The organism is Sphaerospermopsis kisseleviana CS-549, assembly GCF_028329225.1.
Lineage (GTDB): Bacteria > Cyanobacteriota > Cyanobacteriia > Cyanobacteriales > Nostocaceae > Sphaerospermopsis > Sphaerospermopsis kisseleviana.
The window spans coordinates 21,246-45,547 of record NZ_JAQMTI010000212.1 but is presented as its reverse complement, the minus strand read 5'-3'; the positions used below and the strand labels follow the sequence as shown (position 1 = coordinate 45,547).

General features: G+C 38.1%; 25 protein-coding genes. 6 read left to right on the top strand and 19 right to left on the bottom strand.

What is annotated here, in order from left to right:
* Nucleotides 1–193: 193 nt before the first annotated feature.
* On the top strand, nt 194–583 hold the full coding sequence (locus PN497_RS17225; RefSeq protein ID WP_096565090.1) for a hypothetical protein: 390 nt from the start codon (nt 194–196) through the stop codon (nt 581–583).
* 87 nt (nt 584–670) lie between these two features.
* On the opposite strand, the gene PN497_RS17220 is transcribed toward PN497_RS17225, so the two are convergent.
* Complete coding sequence (locus tag PN497_RS17220; RefSeq protein WP_096565088.1) at nt 671–1,177, bottom strand: YraN family protein; 507 nt, start codon at nt 1,175–1,177, stop codon at nt 671–673.
* A 29-nt stretch (nt 1,178–1,206) separates the two neighbouring features.
* On the opposite strand from PN497_RS17220, the gene PN497_RS17215 reads away from it, so the two are divergent.
* On the top strand, nt 1,207–1,710 hold the full coding sequence (locus tag PN497_RS17215) for a pentapeptide repeat-containing protein (protein ID WP_096565086.1): 504 nt from the start codon (nt 1,207–1,209) through the stop codon (nt 1,708–1,710).
* 311 nt (nt 1,711–2,021) lie between these two features.
* Here the strand turns inward: PN497_RS17215 and PN497_RS17210 are convergent, their stop codons facing one another.
* Nucleotides 2,022–2,957, bottom strand: coding sequence for a DMT family transporter (locus PN497_RS17210; protein ID WP_096565084.1), 936 nt, complete (start codon nt 2,955–2,957; stop codon nt 2,022–2,024).
* Nucleotides 2,958–3,263: 306 nt separating this feature from the next.
* On the opposite strand from PN497_RS17210, the gene PN497_RS17205 reads away from it, so the two are divergent.
* Entirely contained in the window at nt 3,264–3,614 is a 351-nt protein-coding gene (locus PN497_RS17205; RefSeq protein WP_096565082.1) for a hypothetical protein, read from the top strand.
* Nucleotides 3,615–3,694: 80 nt separating this feature from the next.
* Here PN497_RS17205 and PN497_RS17200 read toward each other — a convergent pair whose 3' ends face one another.
* The gene (locus tag PN497_RS17200) at nt 3,695–4,693 is read right to left on the bottom strand and encodes a cyanophycin synthetase (protein ID WP_096565080.1); all 999 of its coding nucleotides are present in this window, start codon (nt 4,691–4,693) and stop codon (nt 3,695–3,697) included.
* A gap of 394 nt (nt 4,694–5,087) precedes the next feature.
* Between PN497_RS17200 and PN497_RS17195 the strand changes: the two genes are divergently transcribed.
* Nucleotides 5,088–5,324, top strand: coding sequence for a hypothetical protein (locus PN497_RS17195; protein ID WP_096565078.1), 237 nt, complete (start codon nt 5,088–5,090; stop codon nt 5,322–5,324).
* A gap of 209 nt (nt 5,325–5,533) precedes the next feature.
* Here PN497_RS17195 and PN497_RS17190 read toward each other — a convergent pair whose 3' ends face one another.
* Nucleotides 5,534–6,214, bottom strand: coding sequence for a 5'-methylthioadenosine/S-adenosylhomocysteine nucleosidase family protein (locus PN497_RS17190; RefSeq protein WP_096565076.1), 681 nt, complete (start codon nt 6,212–6,214; stop codon nt 5,534–5,536).
* A 279-nt stretch (nt 6,215–6,493) separates the two neighbouring features.
* Between PN497_RS17190 and PN497_RS17185 the strand changes: the two genes are divergently transcribed.
* The gene (locus PN497_RS17185) at nt 6,494–8,233 is read left to right on the top strand and encodes an asparagine synthetase B family protein (RefSeq protein WP_096565074.1); all 1,740 of its coding nucleotides are present in this window, start codon (nt 6,494–6,496) and stop codon (nt 8,231–8,233) included.
* Here PN497_RS17185 and PN497_RS17180 read toward each other — a convergent pair.
* From PN497_RS17180 to PN497_RS17110, 15 genes are all read right to left on the bottom strand, one after another.
* The gene (locus PN497_RS17180; RefSeq protein ID WP_096565073.1) at nt 8,230–9,528 is read right to left on the bottom strand and encodes a toprim domain-containing protein; all 1,299 of its coding nucleotides are present in this window, start codon (nt 9,526–9,528) and stop codon (nt 8,230–8,232) included. The genes PN497_RS17185 and PN497_RS17180 overlap by 4 nt on opposite strands.
* Nucleotides 9,529–9,575: 47 nt before the next feature.
* On the bottom strand, nt 9,576–10,811 hold the full coding sequence (locus PN497_RS17175; RefSeq protein WP_096565071.1) for a diaminopimelate decarboxylase family protein: 1,236 nt from the start codon (nt 10,809–10,811) through the stop codon (nt 9,576–9,578).
* Entirely contained in the window at nt 10,778–12,493 is a 1,716-nt protein-coding gene (locus tag PN497_RS17170) for an asparagine synthetase B family protein (RefSeq protein ID WP_096565069.1), read from the bottom strand. The genes PN497_RS17175 and PN497_RS17170 overlap by 34 nt, the downstream gene beginning before the upstream one ends.
* Before the next feature lie 2 nt (nt 12,494–12,495).
* The gene (locus PN497_RS17165; protein WP_096565067.1) at nt 12,496–13,113 is read right to left on the bottom strand and encodes a DUF3859 domain-containing protein; all 618 of its coding nucleotides are present in this window, start codon (nt 13,111–13,113) and stop codon (nt 12,496–12,498) included.
* A gap of 464 nt (nt 13,114–13,577) precedes the next feature.
* Complete coding sequence (locus PN497_RS17160; protein WP_096565065.1) at nt 13,578–14,339, bottom strand: phycobilisome rod-core linker polypeptide; 762 nt, start codon at nt 14,337–14,339, stop codon at nt 13,578–13,580.
* 147 nt (nt 14,340–14,486) lie between these two features.
* Entirely contained in the window at nt 14,487–15,230 is a 744-nt protein-coding gene (locus tag PN497_RS17155) for a phycobilisome rod-core linker polypeptide (protein ID WP_096565063.1), read from the bottom strand.
* Nucleotides 15,212–15,334: a hypothetical protein gene (locus PN497_RS17150; protein WP_272110720.1), complete on the bottom strand. Its 123-nt coding sequence runs from the start codon at nt 15,332–15,334 to the stop codon at nt 15,212–15,214. Before PN497_RS17150 ends, PN497_RS17155 begins: the two co-directional genes overlap by 19 nt.
* Before the next feature lie 7 nt (nt 15,335–15,341).
* Nucleotides 15,342–16,181 (bottom strand): phycobilisome rod-core linker polypeptide, encoded by an 840-nt coding sequence (locus tag PN497_RS17145; RefSeq protein WP_096565061.1) that lies wholly within the window; start codon nt 16,179–16,181, stop codon nt 15,342–15,344.
* 187 nt (nt 16,182–16,368) lie between these two features.
* Nucleotides 16,369–16,977: a HEAT repeat domain-containing protein gene (locus PN497_RS17140; protein ID WP_096565059.1), complete on the bottom strand. Its 609-nt coding sequence runs from the start codon at nt 16,975–16,977 to the stop codon at nt 16,369–16,371.
* Between the two features lie 109 nt (nt 16,978–17,086).
* Nucleotides 17,087–17,911 (bottom strand): HEAT repeat domain-containing protein, encoded by an 825-nt coding sequence (locus PN497_RS17135; protein ID WP_096565057.1) that lies wholly within the window; start codon nt 17,909–17,911, stop codon nt 17,087–17,089.
* A 10-nt stretch (nt 17,912–17,921) separates the two neighbouring features.
* Nucleotides 17,922–18,164, bottom strand: coding sequence for a phycobilisome linker polypeptide (locus PN497_RS17130; protein ID WP_096565055.1), 243 nt, complete (start codon nt 18,162–18,164; stop codon nt 17,922–17,924).
* A gap of 50 nt (nt 18,165–18,214) precedes the next feature.
* On the bottom strand, nt 18,215–19,075 hold the full coding sequence (locus tag PN497_RS17125; protein ID WP_096565053.1) for a phycobilisome linker polypeptide: 861 nt from the start codon (nt 19,073–19,075) through the stop codon (nt 18,215–18,217).
* 349 nt (nt 19,076–19,424) lie between these two features.
* Nucleotides 19,425–19,913, bottom strand: coding sequence for a phycocyanin subunit alpha (gene cpcA / locus PN497_RS17120; RefSeq protein ID WP_096565051.1), 489 nt, complete (start codon nt 19,911–19,913; stop codon nt 19,425–19,427).
* A gap of 103 nt (nt 19,914–20,016) precedes the next feature.
* Nucleotides 20,017–20,538, bottom strand: coding sequence for a phycocyanin subunit beta (locus PN497_RS17115; RefSeq protein ID WP_096565049.1), 522 nt, complete (start codon nt 20,536–20,538; stop codon nt 20,017–20,019).
* 672 nt (nt 20,539–21,210) lie between these two features.
* On the bottom strand, nt 21,211–22,131 hold the full coding sequence (locus tag PN497_RS17110) for an RluA family pseudouridine synthase (protein ID WP_096565047.1): 921 nt from the start codon (nt 22,129–22,131) through the stop codon (nt 21,211–21,213).
* A gap of 1,068 nt (nt 22,132–23,199) precedes the next feature.
* Between PN497_RS17110 and PN497_RS17105 the strand changes: the two genes are divergently transcribed.
* Nucleotides 23,200–24,279: a response regulator gene (locus tag PN497_RS17105; RefSeq protein ID WP_096565045.1), complete on the top strand. Its 1,080-nt coding sequence runs from the start codon at nt 23,200–23,202 to the stop codon at nt 24,277–24,279.
* Nucleotides 24,280–24,302: the final 23 nt, after the last annotated feature.

Sequence of the window (24,302 nt, the reverse complement as noted above, 5' to 3'; positions counted from 1 at the left end):
GTCCCCAGTCACCAGTCCCCAGTCACCAGTCACCAGTCACCAGTCACCAGTCACCAGTCCCCAATCACCAATCACCAATCATCAAAATTGGGTAAATCTCCCCATATAAAAACGGGGACTTTTACCCTAGCAGGAACTATCCTTGAACCAGGAAGATATAGATGTAGGATTAGATTTGATCCCAAACACCATCATGGAATATTTATATTACCTGGCAAATGCTAGTCTAACGCTCAGGGTAGTTCAACACCTGCACAACAGACCCCAAACTCCTGTTTCTTTTATCACCGTAATTCATCAAATTGATGGTTGGGTAGTGAGGATTAAACTTAGAGAACCGATCTCAGCCCAAGAAGATGGTGATTTTCGGGCTTTCTTCAATGAATTAGGAATTAGTTATGAGCCACCTATGAGGATACAAATGGCACTTTGGAGCTTGGAGGCGGGACAGTATCCCGTGGACGTAATGCGTCGCTACCAAGTAGCTATTGTATCTCATGGTAGTCCAGAAAAAGAAGAAATCGAAGCATTCAGACAACAGTTTGTCCAAGGTTTGGGCTATTGTCCAGAAACTTTGGCTTGAAAATAGGTGACAGGTGACAGGTGACAGGTGACAGGTGACAGAAGGAAGTTTACCAATTACCAATTACCAATTACCAATTACTAATTATCAATTTATGGTTGATAGATCAAAAGCTGCTGGAATGTATTCGAGCAGCTTAAAGTCATATCCTGGTATTGATAAATTAGCTAGGGTTTCTGGGGTAAATCTTGCCCCCTGAAGATTTTGGGACAAGGGTTGACAAAAGACAATAGCGACATCAAAACGACAAGAATAATCAGCTTTTTCAGGATACTGATCTAAAAATATTCCTGCTGTGTGACAGAGTTTTGCTTGTTTTTTTGGGGTGATAGCGTTTCTACCTCCAGCATCCCAACTACCAGCACTGCGGGTTTTTACCTCTACAAATGCCAGTATTGAGTTTTGATGATTGGTAGTTTGCTTGTTTGCTGTTTCTTTTGTATCATGGTACTGGGCAATAATATCAATTTCTCCCCAGCGACAAGAAAAGCGACGGTGCAGAATTTCCCAACCTGTAGATTTTAACCACTGTGCTACTAGGTCTTCTCCTATGTTACCAATATCAGCATAATTAGATGGAGGAGGTTTAGACATGAATTAATAAACCCAATACAAAAAATACCATGAATATTAAGTATCGTTTTTTGTCACTTATCCTCAGTTTACTGCTTTGGGCGCTCATTCCCATAACGGCATTAATAGGTTTAGCATCACCAGCTTTAGCACTAGAATACAACAAAGAAATTTTGATAGAAGCAGATTTTTCTGGACGTGATTTAACAGACTCTAGCTTTACTAAGGCTAACCTTCGTCAGAGTAATTTTAGTGGTGCTAACTTGCGTGGTGTGAGCTTTTTTGCTGCAAATCTAGAATCAGCAAATTTAACGGGGGCTGATTTAACTAATGCTACCTTGGATTCTGCACGTTTGATTAAAGCCAATTTGACTAATGCTGTTTTAGAAGGTGCATTTGCGGCTAGTGCCAAATTTGATGGTGCTATAATTGACGGAGCAGATTTTACTGATGTGTTGCTGCGTTCAGATGAGCAAAAAAAATTATGCAAGTTGGCTAAAGGTACTAATCCTGTCACGGGTAGGGATACAAGAGATACTTTATTCTGTCCGTAGTTACTACTATTCGGCTATCAGCAGTCAGGAGTTAATGGTCAGCTTGATCAAACATTGTGACTCCTGTGTAGGGGTTTAGCAATGCTCATTGGTGTCAACTCAGACCACAAATAGCTTTTTTGTTTAGCTTCCAAACCCGCCCGGAACTTAAGTTCCGGTCTAAGCTAGAACGTCGATTCAGTAATGCTAGGTAATCTGTTTTTACTGTTTTTACCTTGTAGGGGCGAAGCATTCGGGTGATAACCTATCGCTGAAAGCAGTTCATATTCTATCCGAATGCTATACGCCCTTACGATTAATAAATCGGTGTTCTAGAGAATGTTTCTAACTGAGATGGGTGAAGTGATGGAAGCTAATAAACTAATTCCGAAAATTGCAATTATTACCCCTATAATAGCTCTCAAACTGACTTTTTCACCCATAAAGATAGCAATGGGAATTACAAGTATAGGGCTGGTTTGCATGAGGGTTGAGGCAATACCCACGTTAGTTAATTTAATGGCTGTTTGTTGTAACCAAATTCCTAAATAAGTGCCTAAAAAAGCAGCTAAAAAACTGGCTAATATAACTCGTTTTGACTGCCAATAAGGATATACAAAGACGTTATTTCTCTGATTGGGCAAAAATGCCCAAATTAAAATTATTAATACTCCGGCAATTAATCTGAATAATGCTGCCCACAAAGGGGAAATATTCGTACCTGTAAATGCTGCACGGGAAAAAACAGCACCGATGGCGTTAGCTACTGCTGCTAACAAACCTAACCCTATTCCTGGCCATAGTTGTGTGGTTGCACCTTCACCATTATTACTGACTCTTTCGGTAACAACCCAAGCAACACCCAAAATAGTGAGTAAAATACCACACCAAGCATTGATGTTCAGACTTTCTTGGAGAAAAATTGTAGCAGCGATCGCACTCATGGGAGGGGCTAAAGTTCCCAACAGCAAAACTCGACGTGCGCCTAGTCTGTTAATAGCTGCTAAAAAAGCTGTATCTCCTAAACCTATACCCGCTGCACCACTGAGGAGTAGAAATAATAAGTTTAAGGGTGCAAGGGTGGGTAGAAAATCACCGCTGATGACGATTGTAATTAGCAACAGGGCGATCGCTATTATGCCTTTGATTAAATTTAGCTGTAAGGGCGGAATGCGTTGCCCTAATACTCCATATACCACGGAAGCGATCGCCCATAAACAGGCAGCAGACAAGGCTGCTAATTCACCTCTACCATTAGTTAAGCCAATAACTAAGAAACTATTAAAAATGATCTTAACTCCCCAAATAAGCCTGGAAACTATTTTTATAATATATCAAATATATATTAAATAATAATGGCACTCAAAATTAGCACTCTCAGTTCACAAGTGCTAATTTTTTAAAAAATTTTAAAAAATTTTAAAATCAGTAGATTGAACTTGTAATTTCTGTTTTTTGTCGTTATATTTGACTATATAGCAATCACATTTGATGCTGAAATCACTCATAAAAAATTAAATAGGTTACAGATTCCAGTCAATAGACTAACAACTCAACAGATTTGGAGGATGGGCATGAACTATACTTTTGACATTGTAGGAGTATCTCCAATTTTATACTTTTTCAATCACCAACAACAAAGTTTAGAAAAACCTCTACACCAAAAAGTTGAATATTTGGGAACTCAAACTTGTACATTAGATGCGTTTCTAGAATCTGTAGAATCAGTTCCAACTGCTGGTAGTTGGAATTTAGATCAAGTGGTAGATACAGTGATTGAATTTTGGTTGAATAATGCAGAGACTATTCAATATTGGAAAGCTAGATTACAAGATGCTGGTAAAGATAATTTGCTGGTGGCTAGAGTTGGGGAAATTACAGCTTTACAAGCAGAATTTGAATCTCTGTTAGGTAAAAATTGGTGAGTCATTCGATTTTGGATTTTAGATTTTGGATTTTGGATTGAATCTACTCCTGACTCCTGACTCCTAACTCCTTACCACATTTATTCGTTTTCTAATGCTTGCAAAATTTTCCGATATAAATCTTCTACTTTCTGTATTTGCTGCTCTCCCAGTAAGGCATAATGAGCTAAACCAGGGGCGCTATTAATTTCCAACAGAGTATAATCTACAGTATAATCTACTATGGGTTGAGTAATATCAGCGGTGAGAATATCTACACCTGCTAATCTCAAACCCATATCTTTAGTGATATTAATCGCCAATTTTTGAAAATCAGGATGAATATTTTCCGTGAAGTCTATTGCATCACCACCTGTAGATAGATTTGCGTTGTCTAAAAGATAAATTAAAGTATCTTCAGCAAGTACACTATCAAAGCTCAGATTTTGTTTGTTTAATTTCTTGATAATGCGGAAATCTTCGACATCAATTAATATTTTTTCCCCTGTTTTGATTAACTGTTCACGTTTATTTTGTAGTAATTCTAAAATAGTAGATTTACCATCACCAGTGACAGATAAAGGTATTCTTTGATAAGCCGCTATAACTTCATTATCTAAAACTAAAATCCTAAAGTCATTACCTTGATAAAATCTTTCTACAATTAAGACAGACTGAGTAGCAAGTATTTTTTCTGCTACTTGATAATATTCCTGTTTATTATATACTTTAGTAACTAAAATTCCTAAACTGAGATTTAAAGGTTTAACAATTACAGGGAATCCTAATTCTTGGGCATAGTTCCAACCATCATGGATATTTCTGGGGTTGGCGACTTTTGCACACATTTTATCATTAAAAAATGTTTTTCCTTCCGTAACTTGATAACCAAGTTTACCCAAAAAATAATTAGAAAAGGCTTTATCTTGTGCTAAATTTGCCGAACCAAAACCATTAATATTGAATCTCGTGTTATCAAAAACGGTTATTTTCCCATTTTTAAACGTAATATGTCCAATTAGTTCATATTCAGGTTCTATTACAACAGTAGCGCCCATTTCTGTAGCAACTTTTTTTAAAATTGATGCAGTGAATTTCATACAACATTCCTGTTTAATGTATCAGATGATTTCCCAGATTAGTAGGGGGCAATACGCAATATATATTCTCACAAATTGTAGATTCATGCTACAATGATTTACAAATTGATATGTAATTTTGTCTAAGTAAGAGGTAAATTTTTAACGAAAAATGTTGTTTTATTTACCAAGCATTCAGCACTGTTAATATTAACTTTATTTGTGTATCGTGAAAATTCTGGAAATAATATTTTCTAGGTTTTATTGCCTAGTAAAAACAAATTGTTGCACTAAGTATTGACAATCCAAGAATTATGTAATAACAAAGTGGCATCGTCAATTAAAGGCGCTAGTGTTATTACCCCTAAGAGACACACTAACGCCAATCAATCAAATTCATACGGATAATATAATCATGCCACAAAACACAGATGACAAAGATACCAAATCAAAAAATCCAGCAATTTCTTATAGAAATCGGCTGAATAGTTGGGCTATAGCTCGTGTGGTTGCGAATCAAGAGCGTATAATTATTGCCAGATTCCGTAGTCGTTCAGATGCAGATGGTTATATTCAGCACTTGCGTCAACTCATACCTGATGGTTCTTTCGAGATTTTCTTTGATTCTCAATGGGAAGCAGCAGCGATTTAAGCTTTGAGTTATCAATTGATAATTGATAATTGACAATTGGCAATTTTTTCATTCAAGGTTTAAAACTTCCGTTTACAGGGTAAAAAGCCAAAAATTTCGCTTTTTCAAGCCTCTCCTTTCAACGGAGAGGTAATTGTCAATTTTTCATTGTTAATTGTCCATTATTGAAGTGATCCTCAGATTCCCGACTTCGCAAAGAAATCGGGGATCTATATCCGAGTTGAGGAACTGGCTAAACAGTAAGCTACGGTTTCTAATATTTTGAGTGCTTGTAAGGAACTACGAATCAAGCGGGTAGCAGCTAGGGGTTTACGGATGAATGTTAAGGCCAGGGGTAGAGGTTGAAGTGAACCATCGGCACTAATGGCTGTTGTCAGGTCAGGTATATCATAGAGAGTATCATCACTAACGACTCGTAATATTGCGGTTGATATCCCCAGTGGCTGGAAAAATTCTAAGAATGTGAATCCTTCCATATCAACAACATCAGCGCCAGATTGTAGATGTAAATTTTGTTTTTCTGCTGCTAGGGATATGACGCGATCGCTCGTTAATCCCTGAACAAAAGCTACTTTATCCCCAAGTTGGTTATATATCTCTGTGATCAAGGTGCGATCGCACTTTTGCAGATTTCTTTGATACATACAATCTCGATAGAGAACTATATCACCAACCTTGTAATGCTCATTTAAACTGCCACATAAACCCATTAGCAGCACGCGTTGATTGAGTTGATTTAAATGTTGACAATTTTTTTCCAAAAACTGGTACAGTGATTTCATTCCCAGGGGTATTGCTATCACCTGTGGTTGCAAACCTTTAACACGACTTAAACCACGACAAACGGCTTGGTTTTCTGCTCCTTGGGGTACTAAAATTGTGTTAATCATTCCTGTTATTTTTAATAAGCTGTTACACAGCTAAATTGTATAATCCTAATATTCTGAACTCTTGTTTAACAGGCAAGATGCCTGTTCCACTTATACAAATTAAATGCACAACAGCTTACTCTTTGGTAATACCAATTCTGTATGAAGATGCGCTAAATTATATAACGAACCGCAAAGGACGCAAAGAACACAAAGAAAGAGGTCAGAAAATTTAGCGCAGCCTCGTAAAGAAACTGTATAAACTGCTTTGTGTCTAAGTGCCTTCATAGTTAATTTAATATGTTTTTTAATCTTTTTCAAAATCCTCAATCAATAAATTCTAATTTGGAAGTAATACCTACTTGGTATGTAGCTTATGGAAAATTAGATAATAATGTAGATGCTTTAAAAGCAGATGTTACCTGGCAAGATCAACAATTTGCTGTTATTTTCGCTTCCGAAAATTTTGCCATTAGTCTTAACGAAAGATTTGTATTAGTTGGTGATATATGGTTAAGTAATCGTTTAGAACTCCTCCAAAGAATAAATATTGATTCTCCCCAAAAAATCAGTAATCAACAAATAATTGTACAACTTTGGGAAAAGTATAATTTTCAATGTTTAACCCTATTATTAGGGATGTTTAACTTAGTAGTTTGGGATCGAGAAAAGCAAGAATTATATTTAGTCAGAGATGCCATAGGTAGTCGAACTTTATATTATACAACTAAAGGTTCAACTTGCTGGATTGCTCCCAAATTAACCACCCTTGCACCTCATAGAAACAATGACTTAGATTTAATAGCATTAAGAGATTATCTTTATTGTGCATTTGTTCCAGGAGAAAGAACACTTTGGCAAAATGTTAAAGAAATGCGTCCTGGCACACTTATAGAAATGCCTTCAAATCAAGTTTATCATTATTGGCAACTCCAAGAAAAAGTAATAGATGTTAATCAACCTTTAGAATGGTATAGCGAGAAATTAAATGCTTTATTAAAACAAGTTATCAAAGAATATTTACCAGAAAATCAACCTTTAGGAGTATTTCTTTCTGGTGGTTTAGACTCTAGCAGTATTACCGCATTAGCAGCAAAATTACATAACGCACCAGTGCATACTTATTCCATTCATTTTGGTACAGAAACACCCAATGAATTAGAATTTTCTAGCTTAGTTGCACAACATTGTCAAACACAACATCACATTTTAGAAATTACCCTTCGGGAAATGTGGGAACGTTTACCAGAAACAATGTTATATTTAGATGATCCTATCGGTGATCCTTTAACAGTACCAAATTTATTAATAGGTAAACTAGCGAGAGAAAATGTAGAGATTACATTAAATGGAGAAGGAGGAGATCCTTGTTTTGGAGGTCCAAAAAATCAACCAATGTTGATTAATAGTTTATATGGTACAATTAATAATCAAGATGCTTTAACAGCTTATTTAATATCTTTCCAAAAATGTGCTTTAGACTTACCACAACTATTAAAACCGGAAATTTGGCAAAGTGTAAAAAACGAATCTTCTGTATTTTACCATGATTTAAATGCCGATATTAATTATTTAAATAGATTAATGAAATTGAATATTAAATTTAAAGGAGCAGATCATATTCTCACCAAGGTAAATAACTTAACCCAAGCAGCAAATTTACAAGGTTTATCACCATTATTTGATCAGCGAGTAGTTGACTTGAGTATGCAAATTCCCCCAGAATATAAACTTTCAGGAGTGGAAGAAAAAGCAGTTTTGAAAAAAGCAGTCAGTGATATTTTACCAGATACAATTATTCAGCGTCCTAAAAGTGGAATGATGGTTCCTGTACAATTAGGATTTAGGAAATATTGGCAAAAACAAGCGCGGAAATTGTTGTTAAATAGAAATAGTGAGATTTCCGCTTATATTAATCAGGATATTTTGCGAAACTGGTTAGATTTTAAAGGTGATATTTGGGGGCGTTATGGTGTTAAACTATGGTTATTGGTAAGTTTGGAAATTTGGTTGCAGGTAAATAAACAAGTAAAAAATTAACCAAAACTTTCCACCATATAAATATCATTACCTGAATCAGTAACTACCATAAAACTACTATCATCACTTGCTAAATTCAAACTTCCAGAAATACCACTTCGCAGAACTTTAATCAACATCTGTGGTGAAAAAGATTCTAATTCTACAAAATTACCTGCATCCAACCAAGTTAACTCTTCCGCAGTTAAATTCTGACGAATTTCTAACGGTAATTCTTTGGATTTTTTAGCTAAATACTCTGCATTTTGAATAAACATACCTCGCTTATTAGCAAGAATTTGACGCGGTAATAAACCCACATCAATAATAGTCACCTCACTATTTAAAAACCAATTTTCACTGGTGCGGAGATGATAGACCAAACTCACACCTTTAGGACTACAATCATGGAATGCAAAAACTTGTAAATTGGGGTTACGTCGTAGCATTTCCATTGTTGTATCGAAAATGCTTTGGGGATAACCATTAACACTAAGAATTGCACAATTATTTTCAAAATGAAAATTATTAGCAATTAATAATTGTGCAATGTTAGCACTATCACAAACAACCAATCTATCAAAACTATAAGCAGTAACATCGGGGTTAATAGATGCAGGTGAAATTTGATTTTGTGGTTCATGTAAAACCTTATTAATTCTACCATTAATAGCTTGCCAATTTTCTAACCACCCATCTACATAAGATTGAGTAACTAAAAATTCCTGTGGTAAATTTCCCACTCTTCCTAACTGTCTAGTTCCTAAAAATATTGACAACATTCCTAAAATGACCAACATACAAAAAATAGGAAACGAGTTTACGGTTAAACTTACCAATATTCCCAATACTAGAATTAATATTCCCACAATGCGTAAAGTTTTAGCACTTGCTTTGCGACTTGCAGTAGTTAATTTACTTGATTTGGTGTTATTAAATAAGTAGAAAATAGTCGCTGCTTGATAAACTAAATTAGCAACCAGAAAAGAATTAGGTAAAAAAGCACTTGTTATTCCTCCGACAAAGAGAGTAACCCAAATATTGAAAAAGAAATATAAAAACACAAAACTACGGGTTTGAAATGCTTTGTTTCGGATGCGATTATCTAAAAAATATAAAAGCTGCTTAGGTGTAAAATATAAAGTATCATTAGCAGAAATATCTGCCAATATTTTACCAAACATGGGATCTGTAATTTTCAAAGTCCCCATTGTTGTGGGTTCAAAAACAAAAGGATGATGACATTGTTTACATCTTCCGTTGTTTGCTGTTCTATCTTTTAAATTGTTATCAGTTCCGCAGTTAATACATTTCATAAGTTTTTTGGTAATGGATAATTGGTAATGGGTAATTGGTAGGATATTTAAACTATTTGATTATTCAGTAAAACACTGTAATCTTCTCGTTTTCTAATTAACCGATGAGTACCATTTTCTAATAACACCTCCGCAGGTTTGGGACGATGTAAAAAATGAGAAGACATAGCATAACCATAAGCACCCACATCTAAAATAGCGATTATATCACCAATTTCTAAAGCGGGAAGTTGGCAGTTTTTAGCTAAATAATCCCGTGAATAAGTCGTATTTCCACAAACATCCGTGATATAATTTGTGATATACTTTTCATAAGTTTGATTTTTCCAACTTACAATTTCTCGATAACCTCCATGAACAGCAGGAACAGAAAGATTAGCTACTGTAGAATCTACACCTAAAATTTGTTTATTACCTTGCCATTTTACAGATACAACTTGACCTAACAAAGTTCCAGAACCAGCTATAGCAGCGCGTCCTGGTTCAATAATCAAATTAATATTTTTCCCTAAATTGCCAATTCTTTGACTTAACTCATCTCCAAAAAATTCCCAATTAAAAGCAATTCTATCATGATGATAAGGATAACCAAAACCACCACCAAAATCTAAATATTGCCAATCTGGTAAATTTTCTGCTATGGATATTACCTCATCAATAACATTAGTAAAAGCAGAAGTCGCATTAGTTCCCGTACCTCGATAAAAATGCAATCCTGTAATTTTTAAACCAGCATCTCTAGCAATAGAAACTGCCTGATCAAAATCTGCTATACTAACACCAATGCGACTATCTTCAGAAACATTCAACCTTAATCCAATCTTTAAATCTTCCTTCTCTTTGCGTCTTTGCGTCTTTGCGTGAGATAATAAAACCTCACACAACAAACGCAACTGAGAAATACTATCCAAATTTAAAGTATTTACACCCCAATTTAAAACCTGTTCCATCTCCTCCTGACTTAAATTACTACCACTATAGACAATTTCTGAAGGTACAAAACCAGCATTTAAACCCAAATAAATATCACCTGGTGTATTAGCATGAAGTCCCCAACCAGCATTTTTAAATATCTTCAATAACGCAATATTTCCATTAGTGACACTGGCAAAATAAAACCGAGTTTGAGGATAATGGAAAGAGTTAGTAATATGGGAAATAGTTTGATTTAAAATATCACCATCATAAACATATAAAGGAGAACCGTAAATATTTAATAATTCCTCAGCAAGTTCTTGAGAAAATGGAGTTAATAATTTTGCAGTTTCTTGTAATATTTCCATAAACCACGAGGTAATAAAAACGGATGCTTCCAAGACTTTGATCCTAGTTTTACACCAAAAACGTGAAAATACCAAAGTTCCCACATAATAAGTAACCAAAGTATCTCACCTATGCGTCGTCCTTGAATATGTCCTCCCAGTTCTCCGGTAATAATTTTTGTTGCTATATCAGGGTAAAAAATATTTTCCGCTTCTAGTATACCCGGATTTAACCAATTACCAAGATCATGCCAAAAATTATTTACACACCAAGAGGTTAGGGGAACACCCATACCCCGCTTTTGTCTCCAGACTATTTCCGATGGTAGCAAATTTTCTACAGCGCGTTTGAGAATATACTTTTCACAAGCACCTTGTAAACAGAGTTCACCAGATAGTTGAAAAGTCCATTTTGCTAAATTTAAATCACAAAAAGGCGATCGCACATTTAAACCATGCACAAAACTTAACGCAGTTGCACGGGGATGAATATTTTGCGCTCCCTTTAACATCAAACTAGCACGACGCAGACGATGTAACAACGAAGGACAAAAACGACTATCTAACCCATCCAACAGCCATTCCTGAGCATTTAAACCTTGAATCTGAGCATAAATATCCGGTTGATACACCCTAGATTCATAACCCCAGAGACGGTGAAAAGTTCGCAAATATTGTGAAATAAAATCTTCATTTTTATGGGGATGTTCACCTTGATAAATACCCGCAGCAATTAAAGGTTTATTAGTCCAACCGGCAAATAATTGATCACCACCCTCACCATTAAAAATCACTTTAGTTTCTTGAGAAGCAACTTTATTTAAAAGATATAAAGGAACAGTCACACCATCACCAAAAGGTAAATCTAAAGCTTTAACAGTAGGAACAATTGCATTTTTAATATTTTTCGGACTTGCATCAACCTTAATAATAGGAATATTCAAAAACTCTGCCACCTGTTTCCCATAACAATACTCAGAAACTCCAAATTCACCAAAATCTAAACTATAAGCGCGAACCTTCACCCCCAATTGTACCAACAAAGCAGCAACAATAGAAGAATCCAAACCCCCAGAAAGAAAAACCCCCACAGGTTCATCTTTTACATCAGCAACTTGCCTTTCTACCGCATTTTTTAATAAACTTTGTAATTGAGAAACTGCGGTATTTTCATCTGTAATTTGTTCCTGAGATTCATACCATTGATAATTGTAATTATTTATTACCTGATAATTACCAACATTATCAATATTAAAAATCACCTCAGTTCCCGCACCGACAGAAAACACCCCACTAACAGAAGTTACAGGAGTAGGAACATAAGAAAAACAAGAATAACCATATAAACCAGAAATACAAACTTCCGGTTTATCCATTATTTCCAAAAGCAAATCTAACCGAGAAGCAAACCAAACAGTATTATTTTGACAACTCCAAAATAAAGGAACTTTACCAAAAACCTCCCTACCCAAAATCAAACTATCATCTTCCACCCTCACCCAAACATCAGCATCAGAAAACCCCGAAGCAGAAACAGCAGCAATAGTATTTCCTTCTATCTCCGGTACAGACTCACAACCCACATAAACCACATTCCAAACAAACCTTTCTCCCTCCCCTCCTCTCTCTGCGTCTGTGCGTCTCTGCGTGAGTTTTTCTTCATTCTTCTCACCCCAATAACCGATAAAATGATAGGATAACATAACTATTGCACAACAAAAATTTCTTCACTAATTTTTCTCCCATCCAGCAACATTTCCACCTGCCAATTACCCACAGGTGCAGTAGAATTAATCGTATACTTACAATGAGTATTCCAAATAGAAGTAGTTATATCTTTAGTATCATAAGCATTTTGTTTCACAATTTTTCCACTAGGATCAATCCAATTACAACTAAGAGATAACCTTTTACCTATCGGTGCATCTTTCAAAGTTACACGATAAAAAACTTCACCATTAGCTTGACGAGAAACAGTTTTTATATCAACTTCATCAGCCAAAGTAATTCTATCTTGTTGAGCAGAAACATTAGCTAATAAGGAAGCTTGTTGTTGATTAAAAAATACTAAACTTCCAACAGTAATCATAATTGCCCCAACCACCCCAAAAGCTATCAACTTATTACGACGTTGTTGAACCTCCAAAGCTTGACGACGACGCAACTGAATCAAAGCTTCATCTAACAACTCTGGAGGTAAATTTAACTCTTGTAAAATTTGCTGAATTTGCTGTTGGTCAAATTCAGCTTCTTGACGTAATTGTAAACCTTGAACTTCAGCAATAATTTGATTTAACTGTTCCTGCGTTATTCGCTGGTTCATATTGCAATCGACTTACTTTTTTACTGGTGGATAAAAGATAATAGGATTTAAGTGTGATTTATGTCAGCAGTCAGGAGTCGTAGGGGCGAAGCATTCGGAAAATAACCTGTGATCAAAATTGATAAGCTGTTACACAGCTAAATTGTATAACCCTAATGTTCTGAACTCTTGTTTAACAGGCAAGATGCCTGTTCCACTTATACAAATTAAATGCACAACAGCTTAATTTATCGCCTGAATGCTTCGCCCTTAACAGAGCTATTTTTTTATTTTTTTCATTTTCAGCAAGCATTATCTTTGTTTTTCCAACCTCCTACCTTCTGCCCCTAAAACCAAGGGTCCAGTTTTCACCTAACACCATAACTAGCTAACATAGAAACCGCCAACTCGTTATCATATCAAAGTAAAAACCAGACCCAGTAGAAAGTTTAGGTAATCAATAGGTAATTAGAGAATTACCGATTTTAGCGTCTACCACGATAAGGAACTTCATTCAAGTAATCAATGTCAAAAGAAGAGATTCTTTGAGCATAGTTACCCTTACCAGACAGAGAAGCGGCCATATCTGCAAACTTGCCAGGATCGCCTTCTCTGAGACGTTTTGTTTTCGCCTTTGCAGTGTAGAAGTTTTCCAACACAAAGCGCCAGTCGGTTCTGACTGTACCTGCTGTTTCTTGGAAGTCCACACCGTAACGAGGAGTAACCAAGTTATAGGGACGACCTTCCATGCGTTTACGTTGGTAAGGTACGGTGTTATCACCAAAGTTTTGGTTATATTCTTCGCTGTCTACCAAAGCATCAACAAAGCCATCAAAACCCTTAGTACCAATAACAATTGACCAAGCAATTTCTTCTTCTTTGTTGTAAGCAGAACGACCCAAAATCCGCTTGAGGGTGATATCTACTAAACGGTAGTTGTTGTTAACAGAAACAACTAAACGATAGAAAGCTTCGGATTTAGCTAAACCACGAATGAAGTCTTTAACAGACAAAGAACCATTTTTCAGTTGAGATTCTAAAGTAATTTGGCGGTTAAACTTCAAAATTTCATGTTCGCTGAAAACTTGGCGATAGGAAGCCCAAATGATGCTTTGAATGTCAGTGTAAGAACTAACATCTTCTAAACGGTAGATATAAGGAGTATCTTCGTTTTTATCAGCAACACCGAAACTGCTAACGCGGTGGTTTTGGGTAGATGGTTTGTATTGAAGTAATGGCAGTGCCATGCTGCGTCTTTCCTCTTGTTGATAAATTCGTTTCGTTTAAAAACAGAATTGGGTTTGTTTCAAAACAGAATTAGGTTTGATCACTCAAATTCCCAATTCGCACTTTAACTATTTTCCCGCATTAGGTTACATACCTAATTAAGAGATTTAACGAACTGGGAAACTAGCACTAGGACTGATAGACACAGGAACACCTGTGGGTACTGTTTCCCTAGTAGTATCGGGAATTGCAATGTTAGCTGTGCTAACTGGTGTGTAAGTAACAATCCTGATATTAACAGCAGCAGCCATTTTCATGAAGTCACTGATACTACCGGGTTTGTAGCGTTCAGCTTCTAGCTTATCCCGCCAATAGTCAGCATAGCGGGGTGTGACTAAATTAAAGGGTCTATCTTTATAGCGTCGGCGTTGGTAAGGAACAATATTTTCCCCAAAGCAGCTTTGATACTCTTGAGAATCTATCAAAGCATCCACAAAACCATCCCAGCCATCGGTAGCAATTTTGATAGACCAAGCGATTTCTTCATCTTTGTTATAAGGCGCACGACCTAACAACCGCTTGAGTCCAATTTCTACTAAGCGATAATTAGAATTGGTTTTAATTACCAAATCCTGGAAAGCGTCAGATTTAGCTAAACCCCGGATGAAATCACGGACAGTAATAGCTTTATTTTTTACCTGAGATTCTAAATTACTTTGGCGGTAGAATTTGAGGATGACGTGTTCGCTAAAAAGTTGGCGATAAGCAGCCCAAATCAATTCTTCAACTTCACCACCAAAAGCATAATCTTCAATGCGGTAAACTCTGGGAGTATCTTCGTTGGGTACTTCGTAACCAGCAACCCGTTGGTTTTGTGAACTGGGTTTATATTCTAGTAAAGGTATTGCCATATTTTATGTTGTTTGTAAGTGGTAATGGGTAATTGGTAATGGGTAATGGGTAATTGGTAATGGGTAATTGGTAAACTTTTTCCTGTCCACCAGTCACCAGTCACCTATGCCCTAATTTTTCGCGATCGCCGGGATATAGCTGTAAGGTAGAGAAACTGCTACTGGTTTAATGGTTACTTCCTCTGTGGTGACATCCCGTGAAGTGTCGGGAATTTCCAAAGTTTTCACTTGAGAAGTCACAGCAGCAATTGTTCTTTGGTAGTTGCGTTCGGGAGTAATGATGTTTCCAGCCATTGCCAAGAAGTTAGCTGGAATAGCTTTGCGGATATCTTCAGTGGTGAGAGTTCCCGAAGTGCGGATGCTGTAGAAGGAACGATAACCAAAAGAACGCATACTTTGGGTATCGCGCCAATTGGCATTGTAACGGGGGTTAACTAAGTTAAAAGGACGTGAACCAAAGCGACGACGTTGATAAGGTACGATATCATCACCAAAGTTGTTGAGGTACTCGTCAGAGTCTAACAACGCATCAATAAAGCCATGTACGCCTTTGGTAGCAATAACAATAGACCAAGCAATTTCTTCATCTTTGTTGTAAGCTGCCCGTCCCACAAACCGCTTGAGGATAATATCAACTAAGCGATAGTTAGAGTTAACCTCTGCTACTTGGCTGCGGAAAACATCTGATTTACCCAAACCCCGGATAAAATCACGAACAGTAATAGCCCGGTTTCGCAGTTGAGATTCTAAAAATTTTTGACGATAACTGCTTAAAATCAGATGTTCGCTAAAAATCTGCCGATATCCTGCCCAAATAATTGCATCAACATCTTGATCTGATGTGGCGTAGTTCAGTTTATAAACGGTTGGGGTGTCTTCGTTGGGAACTTCGTAACCTTCGACACGCTGATTTTGTGAAGAAGGAGAATATTCTAAAAGTGGTATTGACATCTTGACTTTTACCTTGTTTTATGGTGATGCTGAAATTTAAAATCCCAAACTGGTAGAAGCTAATTGGCTAGAGTGTCGATTCAGTAATGCTAGGTAATCTGTTTTTACCTTGTAGGGGCGAAGCATTCGGACAAAATATGAACTGGTTTCAGCGATAGGTTATCACCCAAATGCTTCGCCCTGACGATTAATGAATCGGTGTTCTAGAAGCCAATTGAATGCGAGCGCAAACAGCTTTTTCACTATCATGAGCCAGCATTTCTTGGAATCGAGTTAAGATGATTTCTCGAACCTCCGCTATTTTTGCCAAAGACTGTAAACCAACAATGGCAGCATAACGAATTGACCAGTCTGTATCTTGACAAATTAACAGCAGTGTTTCTAAAGCGCGATTGATAGCTGTCTGACGTTCAGCAATGCCTAATTGAGACCAGTTTAAATTTCCTAATCCTTTAGCAGCAGCACGGCGCACACTAGGCGCGAAGTCTGTAGCAGCAGCGGTGATTAACACATCTAAAGCACGGGGATCAGCGATCGCTGCTAAGGTGCGAATCGAATAAGCCCGTGCGCCATAGTTATAATCATCAATTTGTTCTAGCAATTGGGGTACTGCTATTTCTCCCAATTCTGTGAGTCCTGCTACTGCCACCACCGCTGCTGCTGGGTTATTGTAACCAAAAACAGCGATTAAGGTAGAAATGGCCTCTGGATCTTTAGCTGCTGCTAGGTTCTTCACTGCTGTCACCATTTGCGCTGATGTTTCCGCTTGGTTGACAGCATTAATTAGTTCATTCATGTCTCAGTGGTCAGTAGTTGGAAGGTGACAGTAAGAAGGCAAGAGGCAAGAGGCAAAAGTTTATTCTTCCCAATCACCAATCACCAATCACCAATCACCAATCACCAACTTATAAAAGTGAATCCATCAGGTGCATGACTCGGACTGCCTGATCAGAAACGCAATCTAATCCATCCGCAAGTTGATGTTCTAACAATCCTTTAAGCGCCATGAGTTTAAAACTATTTTCTGCCTGAGCTTGGGCGATCGCATCAGCAGCAGCCATATACCCAATCGCTCCCAAATCCCCCAAAATAGAGCGCCGCAATTTCAGATCACTGTTTTGCATCATTGTCACCAAAAATTCCCCATACTGAGAATCTTGGGTGAGTTGATACATAGCCCTAGCTGCGGAGCATTGCACCCTTGTGACTGGATGCTCTAAAAAAGGCTGAATTAGGGAAATAGCCTCAGTTGCACCAATAGCTCCCAAGGCTTCTAACACTGCCTGATATGGTTGGGTAAGATGGGGGCGGCCTGGTACTTGCACGGCCTTGGCAACACCCCCATCTAGCATTTTGATCAGTGCTGGTAATGCTGCTTTAGCGTTCAGCATTGCTAAAGATTGGGCTGCTGCTTCCCGCACATAAAAATCTGAGCATTCCAAACACTGAATCAAGCCCGGTATAGCTTTAGGACTGCCCAATTTTCCTAATGCTCTGGCTGCATTTCTTCGGAGTGGATAACCTCCTAGTTCTGTTTTGTCAGCTTCATCCTCTAACGCTGTCATCAGTGCGTCTACGGCTTCTGGCTGACTGACTCGAAATTTACCCAACCACCAAGCGGCATAATAGCGGAGACTTAAATCTGATGATTGCAGGTTGGCGATCGCTTGCTCTGGTGTCAACTGCGCCCCATTTTCGGCAGAATATTCTGACGTACTGGGTTCTATCATGACCAGGGCTTTATGATTCTGCTACAGTCAAAGGTTCAATTTTGACAATTCTGCCACCTAAGCGGCTGATCCGCTGCATTTCTTCAGTCATCCGGCTGTAGGGTACGGTCATAAATACGCTACCGCTACGACGAATGCTGAAATTATTTTTGTCGGTTTCTTGGTTTTGCTTTAAGCCCACAACTTCATAACGAAATACACGGCTTGCAGATGAAGAAACGCTACTAGCACCAAGTGTAGTTTGACCGAACATTACTTCTAAATCTCCTCTTGATGGGGTATACCAACAAACAGCACTCTACCTTATGTGGATATAACGCTGACAATTTTGCCACCGGATCGGTGAATTTGCTGCATTTTGTCTAAAAGGCGCTCATAAGGTACAATGAAAGTTGTGCTGCTGCGGCGCACGCTGGGGAATCCTGGATTGCGTATGCCCGCTACTTCAATTCGGTAAACGCGATCCGATTGCCCTACAGCATTACCTAAGTTTTGTTTGGGAGCGTTATCCGCAGTGGGACGGAATGCCCAATTATTATTGCTACCGGATGGACCGACAACGGAGGAAGCTTTGTTACTTGCTAATTCCCTCGCCAAACGTGATTTGCTACCTTCTACCTGAGCAGTATCACTATTGGCATATCCACGGTACAAACGGAACATCCGGGTAAAACCAGCAGATGTTTGTCCTGGTTGAAAATCAAACCCGCGATAATATGGAACAACATTGTCGCCAAAGTTGTTTTGATACTCCATCGAATCTATATAAGAGTCGATTTCTGCATCGTAACCCTCGTTAATATATAAGTCTAAGTGGTATGTCACCTCAGACTCATTCAGAGGAGCGCGACCCAACAAATGTTTATAGTTGAGTTCAATCAACCGAGTTTGGAAACTGTTATAGAAGAATTTGGATTTGTAGAGTTCTGACTTAGCTATACTCCGCACAAACTCACGCACGCTCAAATTGCCATCACGCAAAAGTGACTCTGCACTCTTCAAGCGATCTGAAGCCAGAATATAGTCGTTTCCTAAAACTTGGCGATAAACGGCTTTGATCACCATTTCCACTTCTTCGCGGCTGGCTTTGGGGCGTAGTTCAACTCGACGTGAATCACTAAAAGGCTCAGTTCCCAGCCTAGACGCTGCTGCTGTAATTGCCATTGTTTTTCCCCTTTGATTAGCAATTTTGATTAGCAATACTGCTCTTTCTAACCAATTGCTGGTTGCATCAAGTTGGTTATTTGTTAGCTATAGCCACAGATAAGGTAATCAGGACATTAATTAACTGGTGATACAAACTTTAGTGATCAGAAAACTATTATCGCTGTCACCTGTCACTTGTCACCTGTCACCTGTCACCTAACATACATAAAACTATGCCCGGAGCGAGATCCAACTGCTAGGTGATTCAGTCTAGTCGAGTGAAAAGAGATTCCCCACGAAAACTGATTTAACCCCAAAGGGATAAACTTCATCCAGCACTTGTACCCTTCTCCGGGCAAGAAGCTATCTAGCTGAGAGCGTTGATAGCGTAGTCAATGTAGGTGTTAGCTTCGTTAGCAGCTTGTCCGCTCAAACCGTGGTTGCCTTTGATATATTTCAAAGCTTCAACATACCAGCTAGGAGACAAATCAAATGCGCTGTTGATTTCAGCCAAACCAGCAATTAGGAACTCATCCAAAGGACCTGTGCCACCAGCAACCAAGCTGTAGGTGATGATGCGGAGGTAGTGACCAACGTCACGAGCGCACTTAGACTTACCACGAGCATCAGCAGCAAATTGAGCGCCTGGTGTAGAGGTGGTGTAGGGAAATTTGCTGTATACGGCGTTAGTAGCACCATCAATCAGCTTTTGAGCGTTAGCTGTCAAACCACGAGCAGCTTCCATGCTGGCAGCAGCACGTACAAAACGACCGTTAACAGCTTGTAATTCTGTGTTGCTCAGGAAACGTCCTTGGGTATCAGCAGATGCGATAGCTTCGGTAATTGGGGTTTTCATGGTCTAATTTCTCCTTGATTGGTTTCGTATCTTGTTGGAATAGCTAGATTTTTAGCTGTAGACTACTTGTACTTGTTTGTACTTGTTGATTAAACAACGTTGATTAAACAACAGCAGCAGCAGCACGATCGAAGTAGCTTGCCAATTCAGAAACTAAAGAACTGCAATCACCTTTGGTGATACCGTTGGGATCGTTAACGATATTGATAGCAGCTTCTTTCATTTTTTGAACACCAACAGCTACGGAAGCACCAGGAGTACCCAAAGCTTGGTAAGTTTCACGTAAGCCATTTAAGCAACGGTCATCGAGAACACTAGCGTCACCAGCCAATGCAGCGTAGGTAACATAGCGTAAGATGATTTCCATGTCGCGCAGACAAGCAGCCATGCGACGGTTGGTGTAAGCGTTACCGCCAGGAGCGATCAATTGGGGCTGTTCTTCAAATAAAGCACGAGCAGCGTTGGTAACGATATCTTTAGCGTTGCTGGTGATGCGGTTAACAACGTCCAAACGCTTGCTACCAGCAGCTACAACTGCTGTCAAAGCATCTAGTTGTTCGGTGCTTAAGAATTCGCCTCTAGCGTCAGCTTGAGTAACAACCTTGGAAAATACATCTAATGTCATGGACTCTAATCTCCTAATTACTTAGTTGAGAGTTGTGTTGATTGAAACAGGTGCTGTTTTATCAATCAGGAATGGATGCTCAAAAACAATGAGTTAATCAAAGCTAAGTTGTTGTCTACTTCTTTTCTCATTTTCTCGTCTATCTTCCTGAAGGCAGAAATATGAGAATCAGAGGTAATTTTATGAGAAACCAGCCAACTAGATTGGATTGGTTGCCTCGTTTAACTTTGCTCTGTTTTTGAACCCCTCCAGATTAGTTTATACACTGCTATAGAGACTTTATTTGTTACAATTTATGAATAAATAAGATCAGGTAATAAGAAAAGCCTCAAGTCCTTTACATATAAGGGGTGTATACCCGAAAAGTTACTAATTTTCGTTACAAAACTTCATTAAGTTTGTAGATAAGAAGAAATTTTATACATTTTATATTAATTTAATGATTCTGAAACCATATACCAATACTCAACTACAGGTATTTTGGGATCATATCTAGACCCAGTAGTTTATATTAAAGAATGTAAAATTTACATTTCTAAATATTGTTGAGAACCTGTTAAATTAACCTCCCAGGGGGGATTTCAGGGAGGTGGGGACTGGGGACTGGGTAATGGGGACTGGGGACTGGGGACTGGGTAATATTATTCCCAATCACTAATCACCAATCACCAATCACCTACGACGGAGGACTTCTAATAGCTTTGTAAAGGTTTGGGGCAGAGGTGCGGTTACTTCAATCCAATCTCCAGAAATGGGATGCTGTAACTTGAGTCGCCAAGCGTGTAATGCTTGACCGGGCAAATTTACCCCTATAGAACGACCAGAACCATAAACAGGGTCGCCGACTACAGGATGACCGATTTTGGCACTGTGGACGCGAATTTGATGAGTACGCCCTGTTTCTAACTGGAAATGGATCAAGGTGTAGTTCCCCAGCCTTTCTTTCACTTGCCAATGGGTTATGGCTGACCTACCCCCCTCTTCTATGGGGACTATGGCCATTTTTTTGCGGTCTTGGGGATGACGACCAATGGGTAAATCTACAGTCCCGCTTTCGGTTTTTGGCGCACCGTAAACCACCCCTAAATATTCTCGGCGTGCTGTTTTGGCTTGTAGTTGTGCTTGTAGGTGTTGATAGGCGATATCAGTTTTAGCAATAGCGATCGCTCCAGTTGTATCTTTATCTAATCTGTGAACAATACCAGGACGTTGCACACCACCAATTCCCGGTAAATTAGGACAATGTGCCAACAAAGCATTTACTAATGTACCATCTGCGTGACCAGGTGCTGGATGAACTACCAAACCTGCGGGTTTATTGAGAATGAGTAATTGCTCATCTTCGTAGAGAATATCTAAAGGGATATCTTCTGCTACCAGTTCCAACGGTTGAACTGCGGGAATTTCTAAACAAATGCGATCGCCAAGTTTGAGATTTATTTTTTTAGATGTACAAACTTGATCATTGACTTGAACATGACCCTGTTCAATTAACTGTTGTACACGGGAACGAGATAAATCAGGTATTGCAGATGACAGATAACGATCCAGACGTTCAGTTTTCTCTTGGACTAAAAGATTAATAGCGGTCACAGTTGGTTAATTTTAAACAGCTAAGTATATGAAAATTCTACTGATATCAGGGAATGGTGATTGGTGATTAGTGATTGGGAATAATATTACCCATTACCCATTACCCAGTCCCCAGTCCCCAGTCCCCAGTCCCCAATACCCTAAATCATCCTGATAGTGAATTATGAAAGAGGAAAAGAATAAATTAAGCACTGTGTGAGTAGAAATAGTCCGGGATATAGTATAGCTAATTTACAGTACATTTGCTTTGTAGTCATTAGCTTTACTAGCTTAAAAGGACTATTGATTTTAAGCACAAACATCTTGTTTGATCAGCAAAATCAGGTGAAACATAGTATTTTTCAAGAATGGACAATTGACAATGACCTCTCCCTGAAAGTCAGAGGATTGAAAAAGCGGATTTTTTTTGGTTTTTTCCCCTTCAAAGGGGAGGTTTTAAACCTTGAATGAAACAATTATCAATTGTCAATTGTCAATTATCAATTGATAAACTGCTATTTTCATTACTAATTTTTGTATTAACTTTAATTTTTTATATTAGGTTTAAAATAGTTTTTTATTTCCCTGTTAAATCTATAGTAACGTGAAATTAGTAGGTAATTACTGAGCATCTACACATATACCACATAATCATTCAAGGCTGGAATACAACAAATTAGAAGTAATAGAGAAGGTGTAACTTTTCTGAACTTAATGCTTCTAAATCTTTGCTATTCTCATGTCTTACACCTTTATCTTATTAGGGAAATTAAAGTCTATAACATCCAATGATGTCGTAGATTGAGCATTGCCAACCAGCCCTTATGGAAAAAGTGCAGGATGTGGATCTTGCCCATATGACTGCTGATAGGGGAATGCTTAGATAATTTCTGCTTTTTGCCCAGGTGAGGGGTGAGTGGGGTGTGGGGTGTTGGGTATTGTGTGTTTAGAGAAAAGACTTGCTATACTCACTCCCATGTAAACCGTTATCTTTATCTGGCATTAAGTCCAAAAAGACCGGTGTGAATCCTCTACAGGTGATTCACAAATTGTGATGTCAAATTTTTATTTGTATTCAAATCCATGCTAATGAAAACGCTTCCTATTAGTAGATACAGATTTTTCCAAAAACTACAACCTCTATCCCTGTTGAAGAAAATCACCAGTAAGTCGGTTACTGGTTGTTTAGAGGTATTTAGCACTTCCGGGGCTTGGTCAATATATGTACAAGAGGGGAAATTAATTTATGCTTGTTACTCAGAGAAGATGTTTGAGCCACTGTATCGCAACTTGCAGAGGTTGACCCAGAAAAATTCTACTCTTCCCAGGGGTATTAATGAGCAGTTACAAAGCATCTTTGAAAGAGGTGTGGAAAATCAGGCTATTCCCAATCCAGATTATTTAGCTATTTGCTGGTTGGTGAATGAGCAATATATTAGCTCTATGCAAGCGGCAATGCTCATTGAACAATTAGCTCTAGAATTTCTAGATTCATTTCTGCAAATCGAAGAGGGAAGTTATGAGTTTATCCATGAAACCTTTTTGGATGATTTACCCAAGTTTTGTCATTTGAATCTGCGCTTATTAGTGGAAAAGTGCCAGGCGGGGATAAAAGTTTCTCCTGAACAATTTTGGCAGTATAGTCAGCAATCTTCAGCAGGTGTCAGAGTTGCTACGGAGCAGTTTTGGCCAGACAATGAACCAAAGACACGCCCTAAAATTGAAGTACAATTGCCCCCAATTGGCAATAAACCACCAACTCCCAGCAAGTATCAAAGATTTTATTCCCAACCCAAGGACAAAAAACATTACACAATTTTCTGTGTGGATGATAGTCCTTTGGTGTTAAATACTATTAAAAGTTTTTTAGATGAGCAAATATTTTCTGTATTTGGTGTTACAGATTCAGTAAAAGCTTTGATGGAAATTTTCCATACCAAACCAGATATGATTTTTCTGGATGTGACGATGCCGAATTTAGATGGCTATGAAATTTGCTCTTTATTGCGGAAACAGCCATATTTTAAAAATACACCTGTAATTATGGTGACAGAAAAAGCCAGCTTGATAGATAAAGCTAAAGCAAAACTCGTTAGAGCTTCAGCTTGCTTGACTAAGCCTTTAAATCAAAGTGATTTACTGAAAACGGTTTTTCAGCACATGATTTAAAGCAGATAATTGAAAGTAGATGA

Coding starts and splice junctions, on each gene's coding strand:
- PN497_RS17145 (WP_096565061.1), bottom strand. CDS start 16,181: ATGTCAATACCACTTTTAGAATATTCTCCTTCTTCACAAAATCAGCGT.
- cpcA (WP_096565051.1), bottom strand. CDS start 19,913: ATGAAAACCCCAATTACCGAAGCTATCGCATCTGCTGATACCCAAGGA.
- PN497_RS17165 (WP_096565067.1), bottom strand. CDS start 13,113: ATGAACCAGCGAATAACGCAGGAACAGTTAAATCAAATTATTGCTGAA.
- PN497_RS17200 (WP_096565080.1), bottom strand. CDS start 4,693: ATGAAATTCACTGCATCAATTTTAAAAAAAGTTGCTACAGAAATGGGC.
- PN497_RS17170 (WP_096565069.1), bottom strand. CDS start 12,493: ATGTTATCCTATCATTTTATCGGTTATTGGGGTGAGAAGAATGAAGAA.
- PN497_RS17115 (WP_096565049.1), bottom strand. CDS start 20,538: ATGACATTAGATGTATTTTCCAAGGTTGTTACTCAAGCTGACGCTAGA.
- PN497_RS17225 (WP_096565090.1), top strand. CDS start 194: ATGGAATATTTATATTACCTGGCAAATGCTAGTCTAACGCTCAGGGTA.
- PN497_RS17160 (WP_096565065.1), bottom strand. CDS start 14,339: ATGGCACTGCCATTACTTCAATACAAACCATCTACCCAAAACCACCGC.
- PN497_RS17175 (WP_096565071.1), bottom strand. CDS start 10,811: ATGGAAATATTACAAGAAACTGCAAAATTATTAACTCCATTTTCTCAA.
- PN497_RS17130 (WP_096565055.1), bottom strand. CDS start 18,164: ATGTTCGGTCAAACTACACTTGGTGCTAGTAGCGTTTCTTCATCTGCA.
- PN497_RS17190 (WP_096565076.1), bottom strand. CDS start 6,214: ATGATTAACACAATTTTAGTACCCCAAGGAGCAGAAAACCAAGCCGTT.
- PN497_RS17215 (WP_096565086.1), top strand. CDS start 1,207: ATGAATATTAAGTATCGTTTTTTGTCACTTATCCTCAGTTTACTGCTT.
- PN497_RS17195 (WP_096565078.1), top strand. CDS start 5,088: ATGCCACAAAACACAGATGACAAAGATACCAAATCAAAAAATCCAGCA.
- PN497_RS17220 (WP_096565088.1), bottom strand. CDS start 1,177: ATGTCTAAACCTCCTCCATCTAATTATGCTGATATTGGTAACATAGGA.
- PN497_RS17205 (WP_096565082.1), top strand. CDS start 3,264: ATGAACTATACTTTTGACATTGTAGGAGTATCTCCAATTTTATACTTT.
- PN497_RS17125 (WP_096565053.1), bottom strand. CDS start 19,075: ATGGCAATTACAGCAGCAGCGTCTAGGCTGGGAACTGAGCCTTTTAGT.
- PN497_RS17105 (WP_096565045.1), top strand. CDS start 23,200: ATGAAAACGCTTCCTATTAGTAGATACAGATTTTTCCAAAAACTACAA.
- PN497_RS17135 (WP_096565057.1), bottom strand. CDS start 17,911: ATGATAGAACCCAGTACGTCAGAATATTCTGCCGAAAATGGGGCGCAG.
- PN497_RS17155 (WP_096565063.1), bottom strand. CDS start 15,230: ATGGCAATACCTTTACTAGAATATAAACCCAGTTCACAAAACCAACGG.
- PN497_RS17185 (WP_096565074.1), top strand. CDS start 6,494: ATGTTTTTTAATCTTTTTCAAAATCCTCAATCAATAAATTCTAATTTG.
- PN497_RS17140 (WP_096565059.1), bottom strand. CDS start 16,977: ATGAATGAACTAATTAATGCTGTCAACCAAGCGGAAACATCAGCGCAA.
- PN497_RS17180 (WP_096565073.1), bottom strand. CDS start 9,528: ATGAAATGTATTAACTGCGGAACTGATAACAATTTAAAAGATAGAACA.